The 14,493-nt window shown below is 44.7% G+C and carries 10 protein-coding genes and 1 pseudogene; 1 reads left to right on the top strand and 10 read right to left on the bottom strand.

Features of this window, described 5'->3' with window-relative positions:
- Positions 1-322: 322 nt before the first annotated feature.
- The 10 genes and pseudogenes from ACRQ5D_RS14595 to ACRQ5D_RS14550 form a co-directional block, all read right to left on the bottom strand.
- Positions 323-568 carry a hypothetical protein gene (locus tag ACRQ5D_RS14595; protein WP_432329327.1) on the bottom strand — a complete coding sequence of 82 codons (246 nt, stop codon included), beginning with the start codon at positions 566-568 and terminating at the stop codon, positions 323-325.
- Positions 569-591: 23 nt separating this feature from the next.
- Positions 592-2,649 (bottom strand): bifunctional YncE family protein/alkaline phosphatase family protein, encoded by a 2,058-nt coding sequence (locus ACRQ5D_RS14590; RefSeq protein WP_432329326.1) that lies wholly within the window; start codon positions 2,647-2,649, stop codon positions 592-594.
- 281 nt (positions 2,650-2,930) lie between these two features.
- Positions 2,931-3,857: a family 43 glycosylhydrolase gene (locus ACRQ5D_RS14585; protein WP_432329324.1), complete on the bottom strand. Its 927-nt coding sequence runs from the start codon at positions 3,855-3,857 to the stop codon at positions 2,931-2,933.
- A gap of 82 nt (positions 3,858-3,939) precedes the next feature.
- The gene (locus tag ACRQ5D_RS14580) at positions 3,940-4,524 is read right to left on the bottom strand and encodes an RNA polymerase sigma factor (RefSeq protein WP_091172259.1); all 585 of its coding nucleotides are present in this window, start codon (positions 4,522-4,524) and stop codon (positions 3,940-3,942) included.
- 253 nt (positions 4,525-4,777) lie between these two features.
- Positions 4,778-8,884: a hybrid sensor histidine kinase/response regulator gene (locus ACRQ5D_RS14575; protein WP_091172258.1), complete on the bottom strand. Its 4,107-nt coding sequence runs from the start codon at positions 8,882-8,884 to the stop codon at positions 4,778-4,780.
- Between the two features lie 513 nt (positions 8,885-9,397).
- The gene (locus ACRQ5D_RS14570) at positions 9,398-9,619 is read right to left on the bottom strand and encodes a substrate-binding domain-containing protein (protein WP_432329774.1); all 222 of its coding nucleotides are present in this window, start codon (positions 9,617-9,619) and stop codon (positions 9,398-9,400) included.
- A gap of 35 nt (positions 9,620-9,654) precedes the next feature.
- The gene (locus tag ACRQ5D_RS14565) at positions 9,655-10,161 is read right to left on the bottom strand and encodes a substrate-binding domain-containing protein (protein WP_432329322.1); all 507 of its coding nucleotides are present in this window, start codon (positions 10,159-10,161) and stop codon (positions 9,655-9,657) included.
- Positions 10,053-10,400: a LacI family DNA-binding transcriptional regulator gene (locus ACRQ5D_RS14560; RefSeq protein WP_432329320.1), complete on the bottom strand. Its 348-nt coding sequence runs from the start codon at positions 10,398-10,400 to the stop codon at positions 10,053-10,055. Before ACRQ5D_RS14560 ends, ACRQ5D_RS14565 begins: the two co-directional genes overlap by 109 nt.
- Before the next feature lie 94 nt (positions 10,401-10,494).
- Complete coding sequence (locus ACRQ5D_RS14555) at positions 10,495-10,797, bottom strand: glycoside hydrolase family 97 C-terminal domain-containing protein (protein ID WP_432329773.1); 303 nt, start codon at positions 10,795-10,797, stop codon at positions 10,495-10,497.
- Between the two features lie 54 nt (positions 10,798-10,851).
- A pseudogene (locus ACRQ5D_RS14550) lies at positions 10,852-12,311 on the bottom strand (glycoside hydrolase family 97 catalytic domain-containing protein); the annotation flags it as partial.
- Positions 12,312-12,582: 271 nt separating this feature from the next.
- On the opposite strand from ACRQ5D_RS14550, the gene ACRQ5D_RS14545 reads away from it, so the two are divergent.
- Positions 12,583-14,067: a glycosyl hydrolase family 28 protein gene (locus ACRQ5D_RS14545; protein WP_176844533.1), complete on the top strand. Its 1,485-nt coding sequence runs from the start codon at positions 12,583-12,585 to the stop codon at positions 14,065-14,067.
- The last annotated feature ends 426 nt before the right edge of the window (positions 14,068-14,493 follow it).

Here is a 14,493-nt window from a genome sequence, read left to right as displayed (position 1 = left end):
ATTTTTCAGGAATTGTTGGAGCAGGGATTAACCTGGCAGTCCCATAGGGGCTTTTGAAGCTTTAAGTCAGCCGATAGGCCAGGTGGTACATCACTTTGCAGGTGAAATACCGTCAATTTTTATGAGCTAACCTAATCTCCAAACCTCTGATGAGGCGGGAAGCCTGATAAAAATGACTGGACAATTTTTTCATTCATCCTTATCAGGCTTTTCTTATGTTAATCATCATCGTCTGCTTTTTGAACGGCCTTTACAAAGGCTGCCCGTACCGGCGTGGGCACAATTGTATTTTCTCCTTTAATCGCTTTCCATATCATGTTGTTCATGATCTCGTCGGGTACCCGGTCAACTGCCGAAAAATCAAGCCCCTGGCCATTGCTGCAAGCTTTGTGCCCTTAGGATTAAGTTCATTAAGGTTAATATTTGAACGCAGGCTGTTAAATGGTTTGGTATCGGGCGTTCTATTAAAACAACGCCACATGGCTGTAGCCGATGCATCATATTGCGTCATAGGCGGCAGCCCGAGAATCAGCTCGATAGTACGCAGCACCGACGAAGTGGAATACATGGTGTGGTCAACAAAATTACGTTTTACAAATCCCCCGCCATATAGGCAGGTGAACGATGGGCGTCAACGTGATCAGGGCCATTCTGTGCATCATCTTCAAGTATAAAAATCACGCTGTTTTCCCATATCGGGCTTTTACTGATATGCTCCACCAGCCGGCCAACAGCAAGATCATTATCCGCCACATGGGCAAAGGGTGTCGGCCTGCCCGGGGTGGTGCCCTCCGTATGATCTGACAGCATCCGGATGGTATTTAGCCGCGGCAAGGCATTGTTGCGCATCAGCGAGTCAAAATCATGTTCCCAGGCCTGGTACCGCAAGGTGTCAGGGTCACGCAGGTCGCGGGTGGGATAGGCTTTTGTAAAATGGTCTTTCAGGATAGGTATCTGCGGCGTATTATCTGCATTGATAAACTCGCCGTAAGTACGGAAAGTTACGTTGAACCGGTTGGCCTGGTCCCAGATGTAGAGCTTATTTTTTGCAGTGAGGCCTACAGCACCCGGGCCGCGGCCGCCATAACTGGTAGGCCAGTTTTTTTCCATATAATCAGTAGCGTACGCGCCCAGGCTCCAGTTATGCCCGTCGGCGCTAACCTCACCGTCTACATAAAAATTATCCAGCAGCACAAAGTTTTCGGCCAAAGCGTGATGATTGGGCGTAATCCGTTTGCCAAACAGCAGCAGGCTGGTATCGCCATTGCCTTTCGGCATATCTGACAGTACCTGGTCATACGTCCGGTTTTCCTGGATAACATAAAAAACATATTTGATTGGCGATGCAGCTCCTACTTTAGCCGGAATGGGATTGCCCTCTTCGCTATAAGCCCCTGTTTCCTGTTCCCGGTGATAAGGTGTATTACGAACTACTGCCTGCGAATAAACCGCCAGCTGCTTATCTGTTGGCGTGGGGATGATGCTCAAAGTACCCATTAATAAGCCGCCGCCGATATATTCTGTACGTGCGGGCCTGAACGGATCGCCTCCATGCAGTACAACGGTTTGACTTTTGGCTGCCGGGTTAGGCCCATGCGGATTAGGCAGCGACGAAAAGCCTTTAGCATTGGCTACGTACAATTTATCATCAATAACACGCACAACGCTGGGATACCAGCCCGTGGGCACAAAACCAAGCGACTGACTGGCACCTGGCTTTGTTACATTAAACACGGCCAGGCAGTTATTATCGGCATTGGCAATGTATAATGTTTTGCCATCCTTACTCAGGGCTACCGAGTTACTGGTGGTACCGCTAAGCGGCGTAGGTGATACTGCCGTGTTCAGGGTTTCAAGTACTTTACTTTTGCGCACGTCAATTACCGATACTGTATTATCGTTGGCGTTGGCTACATACAGGTATTTTCCATTCCGGGAAATGCACAGGTCATTGGGGTTATCCCCTACCGCAATTGCATCTGTGAGTTTATTTTCTTTTGTATCAAATACAGCTACCTTATCGCCACCCCAAAGACTGATGTACAATTTTGACATATCCGGCGATAACAGGCAGGTATAAGCCTCTGTGCCCAATTTAACCTGCTGAATGACTGTTTTTGTTTTGAGATCGATAAGGTACAGGCTGTTATCCAGTTTGGTAACTACATATAAAACACCGCGCTTATCATCAAGGGCCAGCCCGGTAGGTGAAATGGATACCGAATTGGGCTTTTTGCTCCATGCTTCGCCCAGTTTTATGGTATCAGTCGCCAGCAGCTTATCATTATTGATGGCGTAACGAATAATCCAGTTATTGTCACCTCCTGAGGCGTAGAGTGATTGCTCGTCTGCACTAAAAACCAGGCCTCCCCAGGCTTTGCTGATCAATACTTTGTCCAGTTCACGATCTGTACGTGCGTCTAAAAGCTGAATGGTTTGAACACTCTGCCCATTATTGGTAACCGCGGCATAATGATGGCTTTTGCTCACAACGATATTCAGGGGCAGATCGCCCAGGGGAAGGCTCTTGCCAACAGGTGTTAATGACCACCCATTGGGCAATTTTACCCGTTTATTTTCAATAGCGGCAAGCTCTTGCGCCCGAACGAACCTGCTGCAGATAAGCAGCAAAACGATTAGGCAGAGCATTTTTTTAGTGACATAAGATAATGATATGCCGGTAAAAGTAGACCACCAATATTAATACATTATTAAATCATGGGCGAAGATCACCAGCTTGATTGTAACAAAATGAATGGAAATCAGCGGGCGCTAACCGGTACCAACTTTACCGGTCAAAAAACGGCGCAGCTCAGGCACGTGCCGGGCCGGTAAAAACGAAAAAGGGGCACCCCTGCCCCTTAATCTATTAACTAACCTTATGAAGAATGAATTGTATAAAAATGCTGATTAATTTGCAGTGCCGTTTTTCACGTCGATCTTAAACGGAGCGGGCTCAGGAAGCCAAAGCTTACCATCCCCGATCTGAACAGGCATCCATAAATACCGGGAATTCCATTGTTCTTTCGGCTTCCAAATATCCCCCAGGAACAATACTGTCGTATCCTTCTTCCCGCTAACTTTGAGTAATAAGGTAGATTGCGAACCATATGTGTTTTTTCCTTCGGCGCTATGTCTTTAAACTCCGACCACGGGCCTTTCAGGGTTTTTGCTGTTGCATACCGGTTAGGATTGGGCTTCCAGCCGGTAAGCGCGGAGCCTATTGCGTAATAAAGGCCATTATAATGCACTATAGCCCCACCTTCCATATGCTCGGCTATCAGGCACATCTCCCGGTCAATGCTGAGGCAATCCTCCGAAAGCCGGACGATATGAAACCCGAGCGGACGGTCTTCGAAAACAAGATATGGCGTACCATCATCATCTATAAACTGGCCAATATCCCGGCTTTCATGCTCCAGGGGTCTGAAGCTTTTCAGGTATTTAAAATTACCATCAGGGCGGTCGCTTACGGCGATGCCAACCCGAGCAAACTTATAAGTTGCATTGTCAAGATGGAAATACATGACATATTGCCGGCTCTTTTTGCTGTAGAAAACTTTGGGCCTTTCCAGAACCCAGCGCTGCCCCAGGTTTTCGGGATCGGTCATCTGAACAACATCACCTTTGAATGTCCAGTTCGTCAGGTCTTTTGACGCATAACAGCTAACATAACGTTTATTTGAATCCAGTCCCCGACGTCTTTCTTCTCCATACCAGTAGTATGTGTTCTTTATTTTTATAATCCCTCCGCCATGCGCCTGGATATGTTCTCCCCGGTTATCGGGCCAAACTTCTCCGGGGTTTATGATTTTTTGATGCTGTGCATATACCTGGCCTGTAATCAGCAAAGTCATGACAGCCATGGTTATTCTTTTTAAAAGTATTTTTTTAATCATTCGGTGTTTTTTGAAAGTCAGGAAATCTTATATAATGTTTTTATGAAAGCACCAGTTCGGTTGTGGCTATCTTACTGCCTTCAGAAAGTTTAATACGCAGTTGATTGATGCCCCGGTGTACATGATTAACTACCGACTGATATTGTAACCCCGTTACTTCAGCAATCTGATCGTAATTCCAATTATCAAAATATCTTAAAAAGATCATCTCCTTCTGGCGCCTTGGCAAGGTATTCAAGGCAAGCGCAAGCATGTGCTCCACTTCTCTCCCGGTTTCTTCCAAAACAAGCACATCTTCCCTCGAAAAAACAATATCGATATCATGGCTTGCGGATAAGCCTACAAACTCGGGCCGCGAGGCCTTTAAAAAGTTAATGGCAAGTGACCGTGCCGATTTAAAGAAATAGTATTTAACATTTTTAATAGGTCCAAATGTTATCCTCCGCTCCCACATTTTTATAAACAGTTCCTGTAAAACATCCTGGGCTGCATCCTCATCTTTAATAATTTTATAGAGGTAGAAATACAAACCGGAATACAGTTCGTCATGTATCCTGCCAAAAGATTTGACATTTCCGTGGAGGGCTTCTTCCCACCATGTAGTTAGCTGGTTACAATTGTTCATATTGGCTTTAAAAACTGGTTTCTCTTTAAATTGGTCGTTGCCGACTTTAGGAACCTAAGCTGAAAACCGATTTACATAATCGATTAAGTAAGTTTGCCTATGGTTCTAATAACTGGTTTATATAAGCTAATATGAATAGATTTTATTCGGCAGATGGGACTCAAATTGGTCATTTATGCGGTATAAATTCGGCAATTTATCAATTTACTCAATTGATTAAGCAATGGAGAGAATACACATAAATAACTCAATATCAGTTAATTGTGTTTTTATTTTTCTTAAATACAGGTCTTTTTTGCTTAAGAAAGTCTGATGGGTTAGCGCCGAACAGTTTAAAAAACTGATCGCGGAAGTATTTAATGCTGTTAAAGCCTGTTTCAATGGCCACTTCATTAACATTCATATCCGACTGGATCAGCAGCTCAGCCGCCTTTCTGAGGCGTATGTAGCGGATGAAGCTATTAACGGTATGACCCGACAGCGATTTAATTTTGCGGTAAAGATTTGAATGGCTCATGCCGATCTCTGAAGCCAGTATTTTGATATTGAAGTTTTCGTCGGTAATATGCTGCTCAACTATTTCGATACATTTTTCCAGGAAGTTTTTATACTCATCCGAAATAGTGACGTTAACCGATTTCAGGGTAATGGTATTATAAAAATAGCTTTGAAGGTTACTCCTGTTTTGCAGCAGATTGGCAATACGCGCAACCAGTACATCTTTATCAAAAGGTTTGGAAATATAGTCATCGGCGCCGCTTTCCAGTCCTTTGATCTTATTTTCGGCAGATGAACTGGCTGTTAGTAAAATCATCGGGATATAGCTCAATTGCTGGTCCTGCTTAATGGTTGAGCAAAGTTCAATGCCATTTAAACCAGGCATCATTACATCGCAGATAATAAGATCGGGTTGCTTTTCTTTCGCTTTCTGTAAACCGGTCAAACCATTATCTGCCTCGTAAACCCTGTAACGGCTTTCAAGAATGGAACAAATGTAAGCCCGGATCTCGCTGTCATCATCAATAACCAGGATCCTTTGCTTGTCGGTAAAAATCTTATCAGCTTCAAAATCAATATCATTAATTTGGCTGGCTTCAGCTATCGCCGGCTGGTCTTCCACCATTTCACGAAGCAAAGGCGATAAATCAGCGGCATCGGCTGCCGCTGCCACATCCGGCGAATAATGAGCTTTACCCTTTAACAGGGTTAAACAAAAATCAGAGCCCTTACCCGGCCCACTTTCAAACGTTAATGAGCCGCCGTGATCTATGGTAAACTGGCGGGCCAGGAATAAGCCGATCCCAAAGCCTCCTTTTGCCGCCTGTCCATGCGTATTTGACCTGTAAAACTTTTCGAAGATATGCTTCCCCGCTTCCAGAGATATTCCGGGTCCATTGTCAATCACATTGATCACCACCTCATCCGGTCCCGATTGCAGGCCAACACACACGGCTTTCCCGGCCGGCGTATATTTAATAGCATTGGATATGAGGTTAAACAGGATAATCTCGATCTTTTCCCTGTCTCCGTAAATCAGTACCGGCTCTTCCGGCACGTTTAATTCAAAACTGATACCCGAAAGCCTGGCCTGCTGCACAAAACATAAAAATACCTCCCGGCAAACAAGGGTAATGTCCATTGGCGCAATTTGCAGGATCCCAGCGCCCGAATCGGCCTTACGAAACAGCAACAGCTGATCAACAAGGCTTAACAGGCGCCTTGAATTACGATAAACAATATTAAGTTCCGCACGGTTCTCAGGGCCAATTTTCGCAAGCAAATCCCTTAAGGGGTTGATGATGAGCGAAAGGGGCGTACGAAACTCATGAGAAACACCCGTGAAAAACTCTACGCGCCTGTCATTCAATTCGCGTTCCTTTTCCTGCAGGTCGCGCTGGTGTGCAGCGGCGGCATTGGCCAGTTGTACTTCATATTTAAGCCGTGTTTCCCTAAACCTATAACGCAGGTACCAGTAAACAACTGCCGCAAGCAACATCGCATAAATCAGGTAGGCCCAGACGGTACGATACCAGGGCGGCAAAATAATGATATGAAGATGGATTTCCCGGCTAATCCATTGCCCTTCGGCATTAGTACAGTTAATTTTTAATGTATACGTACCGGGCTCTAAACGGGTATAAAGCGCATTACGTTGCCTCCCTGCGTAAATCCATCCCCTGTCCCAGCCCTGGAGCATATAACGGTAACCGATCCTATCCTGCGCGGTAAATTCGATAGCTGCGAAACTAACGGCTATTGATGCCTGATCGTAAGGAACCTCTAACGACCGGATAACATTCCCAGCATCCGTCTTCACATAGTCCGGATAAGTACTTATGGGCTTATTGTTAATTTTAATATCAGTTATAACAATGTTGGGGATATCATGCAGGGGCAGGATTGCCTGCGGATGAAATATCGTGACACCATTGATCCCCCCAAACGCAAGCTGACCATTGTTTAGCCTTAAGCCCGCGTTAAAGTTAAACTCATTGCTCGCCAGGCCATCGCTTTCAAAAAAATTGGTAAAACTAACGGCTTTGGGATCAAATCGGCAAAGCCCGTTGTAAGTGCTTAGCCACAAACGCTTTTGCGCGTCTTCCAAAATGGCCAGTACCGTATTATTACTAAGTCCGTTACTGGTGGTATAGTGGTGAATGATTTTTTCCTTAGACGTTGAAAAATACAACAAGCCGGCTTCTGTACCCAACCACATGTCGCCGTTGCCTGCTTTCTGCATTGATCTTACCGCTTTACCTACCGGATAAAACTTACGTGAGTTGCTTTTTTGATCAATCTTATAAACCCCTTCGAAATTTCCAGCCCAAAGGTTTCCAAAATGATCTTCGCCCATTGAAAGGATATTGGTCAGTGCCGCGTCATACAACCTGAATTGGTTATTATGCTTATCATATAGAAACAGCCCGTCCTGTAAGCCGCTGGCCCAAAGATTTCCAGCATGGTCCAGGTACAGGCACCAGAACACTACCCGGCTGGCAGCTCCCTGCCTGTCTACACCCCGAAATATAGTGAATGTATTGGAACCCGGCTGGTACAGGTTAATGCCGCCCCCATAAGTGGCAACCCAGATCCTGCCTTCCCTATCCCCGGCAATACTGGTTACAAAGTTTGAGCTTAGGGTGCCGGGGTGTGAGGCATCATGGCGAAAATTAGTAAAGCGATGGGCCTGCCGGTCCCAAATGCTCAATCCGCCGCCATCGGTACCTATCCACAGCCTGCCATCGGGTGCTTCATATAACGATTTAACAAAGTTACTGATAAGGCTGTTGGCGTTCAGGTCATTATGCCTGATATTTATAAAACGTTCTTTTACCTCATCAATAACATTTACTCCGCCCCGTAATGTACCTATCCACTTTCTGCCTTCGCGGTCTAAAAATAAAGCATAAACAGCATCACTTGAAAGTGAGTGCTCGTCACTCCCCGCAGGCAGATAGGTAATCTTGTCGCGCCCTTTATCCATGATCTGGATCCCGCCGCCATCGGTACTCACCCAAAGTGTACTATCGGGCATGACTTGCAGGCTCGTTATCCTGCCCGATTTGAAAGGCCCGTTAAACTCATCAAAAAGACGGTCATATTGCCCAGTTTTGAAATCATAATGGTGCAGGCCCTGGGTTGTGCCTACCCATAAACCATTGCCTTCGGGATAAATACAGGTAGCGCCGGTAACCGAAGTGTTCAGTAACTTCAAAGTACCGTGTACCGCATCATACGTAAAAAGGCCCGCGCCGCTGATCAGCGCAAAGATTTGGTCGCCTGGCCCTACATACAACGCGCTAACGTTATAACTCTGTACAGCTTTTCCGTTATCATAGTATGGTATAACATGGCCGGTTCGTTTGCCCTTATCAATAACGATAAGGCCGTTGGAAAGGGTGGCAATGAAAATACGCCCGGAGCGGTCCGTTTTAATGTCCCTTACAAAAGATGTCACGGGTGTTTCTTTGCCGCCCAAAATTGCATACGCCGGAGAAAACTCTTCAGTTACCGGGTTTAAGATACTTATGCCCTGGCGCGTACCTACCCATAAATTATTGGCCGCATCCTCTGCAATACAATTAATAAAATTATGAATAATTGAATGTTGCTTTTCGGGCTGATTGCGGTAAATACGGAAGTCATATCCGTCAAAACGGTTCAGGCCGTCGTAAGTGCCAAACCACATATAGCCTGAATGATCCTGGAAAATGCACCGTACTTCGCTGTTGGAAAGCCCGTCTTTGAGGCCAAGCCGCTGTATATTGGGTAAAGCAAGCGCCGCGGCATTGCTATTTAAAATCAGTGTTCCTAAAATAATTACACAACACCAACGTGCGGCTGCTTTAAAAGGCCGCATACAGGAGGATGCCGGTTGTTGAATACTGCTCAATTTGAATATAAGTGCCGCGAAACATTTGGTTCGTGTTTCAAAAACTGTCCCGCCAGGTTAAACATTACTCCTGGCGCTTCTTTTTAGGTTCCTGATTTATTTTCTGAACAATTGAATTCCAGCTTTTTTTGATCGTTTGTTCGTCTGCTTTCGGATTCTTTATCTGAAATAGCTCTAAGGGTTCCGCTTCGTTTCGCTTTTTTTCATAAATCGATACACTATCATGTCTGCACCCTGTAACATTTTACTCAAAACAAAAATATAATTATCTGACAAATAAAGAACAAGGATTATATCCGTGCCCCAACCGATCATTTTTCTCAATATTCCCTGCTGTTTATCATTAACAAAAAGGGCTTCCTTTCAGAAGCCTTATTATAACCAACTTTGCTAAACCGGACGGTTTATTAGGGGAGAGTTATAACAAAGACAATCCCAAACAGGTTTGATACTCATTTTTTTTAATTTTTTTCGGATAAATTAAACCGGTAACCTTACGGATGAATCCCTTATGATCAGTTTGGTTTTCAATAAAATATTTTGCGAATCGATTATGTGGTTATCCTGAAGCTCTTCCAATAAAATTTTGGTAACCCTGAGCCCGATCTCTTTAATTGGCTGGGCAACAGCAGTTATGGCCGGGTTAAAAAGGGCAAAATTGTTAATATCATCAAATACAGCAACACCGATGTCCCTGGTAATTATCAGTCCTGATTCTTTCAGGGCCTGCAGGCCGCTTAAGGCGAGATAGTTGGTCGCAAAAAAATGGCATCTATATCCTTTTTACTTTTCAGGAGGCTTTTAAGGTTCTGGATGGTTTTGTGTGGATCTTCATTATATATAATTTCTTTTAGGATAGGCGGCAGCCCGTGTTTTTGGAGGGCCGCGTGATAACCGTTAACACGTTCGTTCATTTGATCCTGCCCGGCCGCAAGCGTAACCATGGCAATGTTACGGAAGCCGTTATCTATCAAATGTAAAACCGCAGTCTCGCTGCCGCGAAAGTTATCGACAAGTACTTTGGAACATTGCAGATCAGGCGAGGCGCGGTCGAACACCACTACCGGGTAACCTTCCTTTACAAGCTGGTTGATATCATCTTCCAAACCTGCAGTAGGCGCCAGGATGTACCCATCTACCTGGTAATTTTTAAAAGTTTGCAGCAGGTCGCGGGCAATAACGGTCGAATTTTCAGAACTGCCATAAATAACGCGGTAACCTTCTTTATAAATATGCTCTTCCACAACCCTCGCAATGGCCGAAAAAAAGGATCGCTGATATCTTCCACAATCATGCCCACCGTTTTACTTTTTCCCGTCCGCAGGCTGGCTGCCAGCCGGTTTGGCCGGTAACCTACCTTTTCAACAAACCTCAGTATTTTATTTTCCAGCGCCACGCTGATGCCATATTGCCTCGCCTTGCCATTAAGAACATAGGAAACAGATGCTTCTGACACTTTTAACGCGGCAGCAATATCTTTCAAAGCCAATTTTTTCTTCATTTCGCCCAAAGCCGGGTCCTCCTTAAGTCAAACTAACACAATCATTAATAATGCCGCACAACAACATCTCCGCCCCCTACTTTATTTGAGGTCTTATGATAACGGCCTGGCCCCCTTTTGCATCCAGGTCAACAACAAAAGCATCATTGTGCCTGAGCTCAACCTTTTTTACCTGTATGCCGCCCTGTCCGTCATCGCCATAAACAGTAGCGGTGTATACCTGATTTTTTTCCAGGAAATCGAGCTTGAAGCTTCCTCCCCATTTCTGAAGACCTGCAGCGCTGCCCAGGTACCAGGTACGGCCCTTACGACGTGCTACGGTAATGCCTTCGCCTATCTCTCCCTGCACATATTTACTTTCATCCCATACGGTGGGCACATATTTAAAAAATTCAATATCCGCCTCATCCCGGTAATCCTGCGACCGCCCGTACCAGAAAATCGCCTGGAGCGGGTCAAAGTATACAATGGTCAGGGCCATTTGCTGAGCTTTGCTTACCCGGATATTTTTACTGTAATCATTCACCCTGTTGGGGTAGCAAAAGGTAAAATCGGCAGGGCCGGCCAGGTAACGCGTAAACGGCAATACGGTATTATGGAAAGCATCGGGACTGTTTTCGTCGCCCCTGATCCCTTCCTGGCTCAGCACATACGGGTACCGGCGACTCAAACCTGTGGGTTTATAATGATCATGTACGTTAAGTACCATGCCATAATCATTTACTTTTTTACGGCCGAATCAAGCCAGGCAAGGCCTTTCTGCGTGCCGCCATCTACAAACCCAAACTTTAGCCCGCTAACTCCCCACTTTTTATAAAGCGGCAATATGGTATCTATCTTAGCTTTGAGCCCCACATAATTTACGTATAAAATAACACCGATGCCTTTTTGCCGGGCATGGGCAATGATATCCGGCAAGTGGAAATCAGGCAGGTATCTGGTAGGATCAGAAGTAGTTCGAAATTCGGCACCGTACCAGCCTGCATCAACTAAAATGTATTGAAAGTTCATTTTTTGAGCAAAATCAATTCCATCAAGAGCGCCCTGCGTATTGATAGGTACCCTGAAAACCTTTCCGGGTTTTACATAATCGGGTACCTCATTACTAAGCGGTTTAACCAGTTTAAGATTAAGCTGACTAAACGCGTGCAAACCTATGGCAGTACTACTGCAACTGATGGTTCGCCAGGGAGTAATGAGACTATCGGTGAACCGGATTAATGAATCCTTCCGAACCGATTGAACGCGATGGTCGCGGTAAATGGTATCCGTATAAAATTGTAACGACAGGCTATTGGGGCGGCTGCCGTGAACCAATACGCATTTGGTGTAATTGCGGTTATCGGCTTCGCCGATACTTATATATGACTGTGCGGCTGTAAGCGTTGAAGGAAGGTCACTGGTACCCGGCAATGAATCGACCATAACCGGCCGGAAAACAGATTCTTCGTGATACTGGTAAATGCGATAGCTTGTTGCAAGGTTAAACTCCGTTAGCTCCGATTTAAGTTGTACAATACTATCACCAAGCTGCTTACAGACATACCTAAACGCCAGGCTTCCATCATATACCCTTACGATTATATCATAATTACCTATGCCAGAGGTGCAATGAAGCGTGAGCTCGTTACAATGGTTTACCAGGCTGGCATCCTCCCCCAGCGGCCACAAAAACTTTTCATTGATTTCTTTTTTGGCCGATCCCTTTAACGTGATACCCTGAACTAATGAAGAACCGGTAGTTTCGATCCCCAAACGCGACCAGTTAACAATTAACCGTGTATTGAAAATTAACCGATAATACAGCTGCCCTTGCTCATCCAGTGAAAATTGCGCCCGCGTACGGTTATCTGGTGAATAAAGCAGTGCAACAACCTTTTGCTTTGCGGACACAGCATTATTGCAAAAGGGAGAAAGGGCTATAAAAAAGGCAAAAAAAGGTATTTATTCTTCATTGTTCAGGATACAGGGCAACAACAGTAATAAGGACAAGCAATGCTATTAAATATACTCAAAGAGATTAGTGATTTAGTTCAAATTGTTCCTAGGTATCTCATTAGGGCACATTATCTCCGGCAAATGCAGTTATTTTTTCGATATAGTTTTTTTATTGAGTATGAGAATCCGCCTTTATTGTCTTCCTCTATACACTATAAAAACTTCTATGAACAAATTCCTGGCACTGGCATGTGCAGTCGTATTTTTATTAAAAACAGTCAAGGCAGAAATCATAACTTATAAAGCACCCGAAAGTAACTTAGTTAATCATACAATTAAAGTAGATGTGCGGCAGGGTACAGGCAACTGGCAGCCCTTAGATGTATATAACGCCGATGTTGCGGCTCGTTTTGACACGCAGCGCATTATTAAAAAAACCGCTTTTACTTATTTTGATTGTTCCGGTTCAGTAAAGCTCCGGGTTAAGCTAAACCTGGGGAATATCAAAGAAGTAAGGATCAGACCTACCGCATACGGCATCAAGCCCGAGGTTAAAGGCAACGTTGTAGAATTTGAATTAAGCGCTTCGCAATATGTTTCGTTAGAGGTAAACGGCAACATTTTTGAAAACCTGCAGATTTTTGCCAATCCTATAGAAAGCAGCCGTCCCACAAAAGCCGATGCGCAAACACTTTATTTTGGCCCGGGCATCCATAAAATCGGCCGGATGGTGATCCCCTCGGGTAAAACCGTGTATGTGGCCGGCGGCGCTATTGTTGAAGGCTCATTTGTTATAGATCATGCAGAGAACGTCAGGATCTGCGGCCGCGGAATCCTTACACAACACCCGGTACAGGACGACAGCGTTAAACCACAAAATACTACAGGAACACCCTCAAAATTAAGGAACGATCATTTGATCATCCAGTACAGCAATACCATCAGTATCGACGGGATCATTGAACTCCCAACGGGTTATTCTATTTTGATGGGCGAATCAAAGCATGTGAAAATAAGCAATTTCAAAGCTTTTAGTTCTACCGGTAATGCCGATGGCATAGACATTTTCTGTAGTCAGGATATTAAGCTCGATCATATATACATGCGAAACTCTGACGATTGTATCGCTATTTACGGTCACCGTTGGAATTATTATGGCAATACCTCCGATATTACAGTTAACAACGCCATTTTATGGGCAGATGTAGCCCACCCGCTACTGATAGGCACCCACGGCGATACTGACCACCCGGACACATTACAGAATATCCGGGTTCAAAATATGACCGTACTTGACCATAACGAAAACCAGCTTGATTACCAGGGCTGCATATCACTTAATGCCGGCGACAGCAACCTGATCAGGAACGCCAGTTTTGAAAACGTGGAGATTGAGGATATCCGCAAGGGGCAACTGTTTAATTTAAGAGTGATGTACAACCGAAAATATAACACCTCTCCCGGGCTGGGGATCGAGAACATACTGTTCAGGAATGTTAATTATAACGGGACGCGGGCTAATATGTCTGTTATAGCCGGCTATGATGACAAACGCGGCATCAGGAAAGTTATATTTGAAAACCTGAAGATAAACAGCACCCTGATATTCGATAAGATGCCGGGCAAACCCGGCTTTTATAAAACAAGCGATATGGCTAACATATTTGTGGGTGAACATGTGGACGGGGTCCAGTTTCCGCGCAAGGATTGAGGGTAAGATTGACTACCTGTCCTTGTGTGCAATCTTTTATATCTCCACTAATATTTTTAAGGTATTAAATTGTGCGATTCCCTTCTTGGGAAACTACTGTTGTGTACACTTCTTTTCAACTAAAAGAAAATGTCATTTCAATAGAGCTGTGGAGGCCTGAGCGAGCGAGCAAAGGAGATCTTATACGATATGCCAAGTAACGTGAAAAGCTCGCGGACATGGTGTAGAAGATTTCTCCTCCCCCAACACACTTTCCCGACGCTACGTTCGTCGAAATGACACCGTTTTTCAATTGATAATAAATCATTGAAGGAGTGTACAGACAATAGCTCAAGAAAGGAATTGAAAGAATCTTTAATTACTTCTACAATACTTACCCATACACAAAGCAGCTTATTCCAAGCGCTTTAACGTCATAAAAATTTC

It is taken from the genome of Mucilaginibacter sp. P25 (genome assembly GCF_050859465.1).
In the GTDB taxonomy this organism is placed as follows: Bacteria; Bacteroidota; Bacteroidia; order Sphingobacteriales; family Sphingobacteriaceae; genus Mucilaginibacter; species Mucilaginibacter gossypii.
This window is presented reverse-complemented; position numbering and strand designations above follow the sequence as displayed.

Coding starts and splice junctions, on each gene's coding strand:
- ACRQ5D_RS14575 (WP_091172258.1), bottom strand. CDS start 8,884: ATGCGGCCTTTTAAAGCAGCCGCACGTTGGTGTTGTGTAATTATTTTA.
- ACRQ5D_RS14545 (WP_176844533.1), top strand. CDS start 12,583: ATGAACAAATTCCTGGCACTGGCATGTGCAGTCGTATTTTTATTAAAA.
- ACRQ5D_RS14580 (WP_091172259.1), bottom strand. CDS start 4,524: ATGAACAATTGTAACCAGCTAACTACATGGTGGGAAGAAGCCCTCCAC.
- ACRQ5D_RS14590 (WP_432329326.1), bottom strand. CDS start 2,649: ATGCTCTGCCTAATCGTTTTGCTGCTTATCTGCAGCAGGTTCGTTCGG.
- ACRQ5D_RS14585 (WP_432329324.1), bottom strand. CDS start 3,857: ATGACTTTGCTGATTACAGGCCAGGTATATGCACAGCATCAAAAAATC.
- ACRQ5D_RS14595 (WP_432329327.1), bottom strand. CDS start 568: ATGTATTCCACTTCGTCGGTGCTGCGTACTATCGAGCTGATTCTCGGG.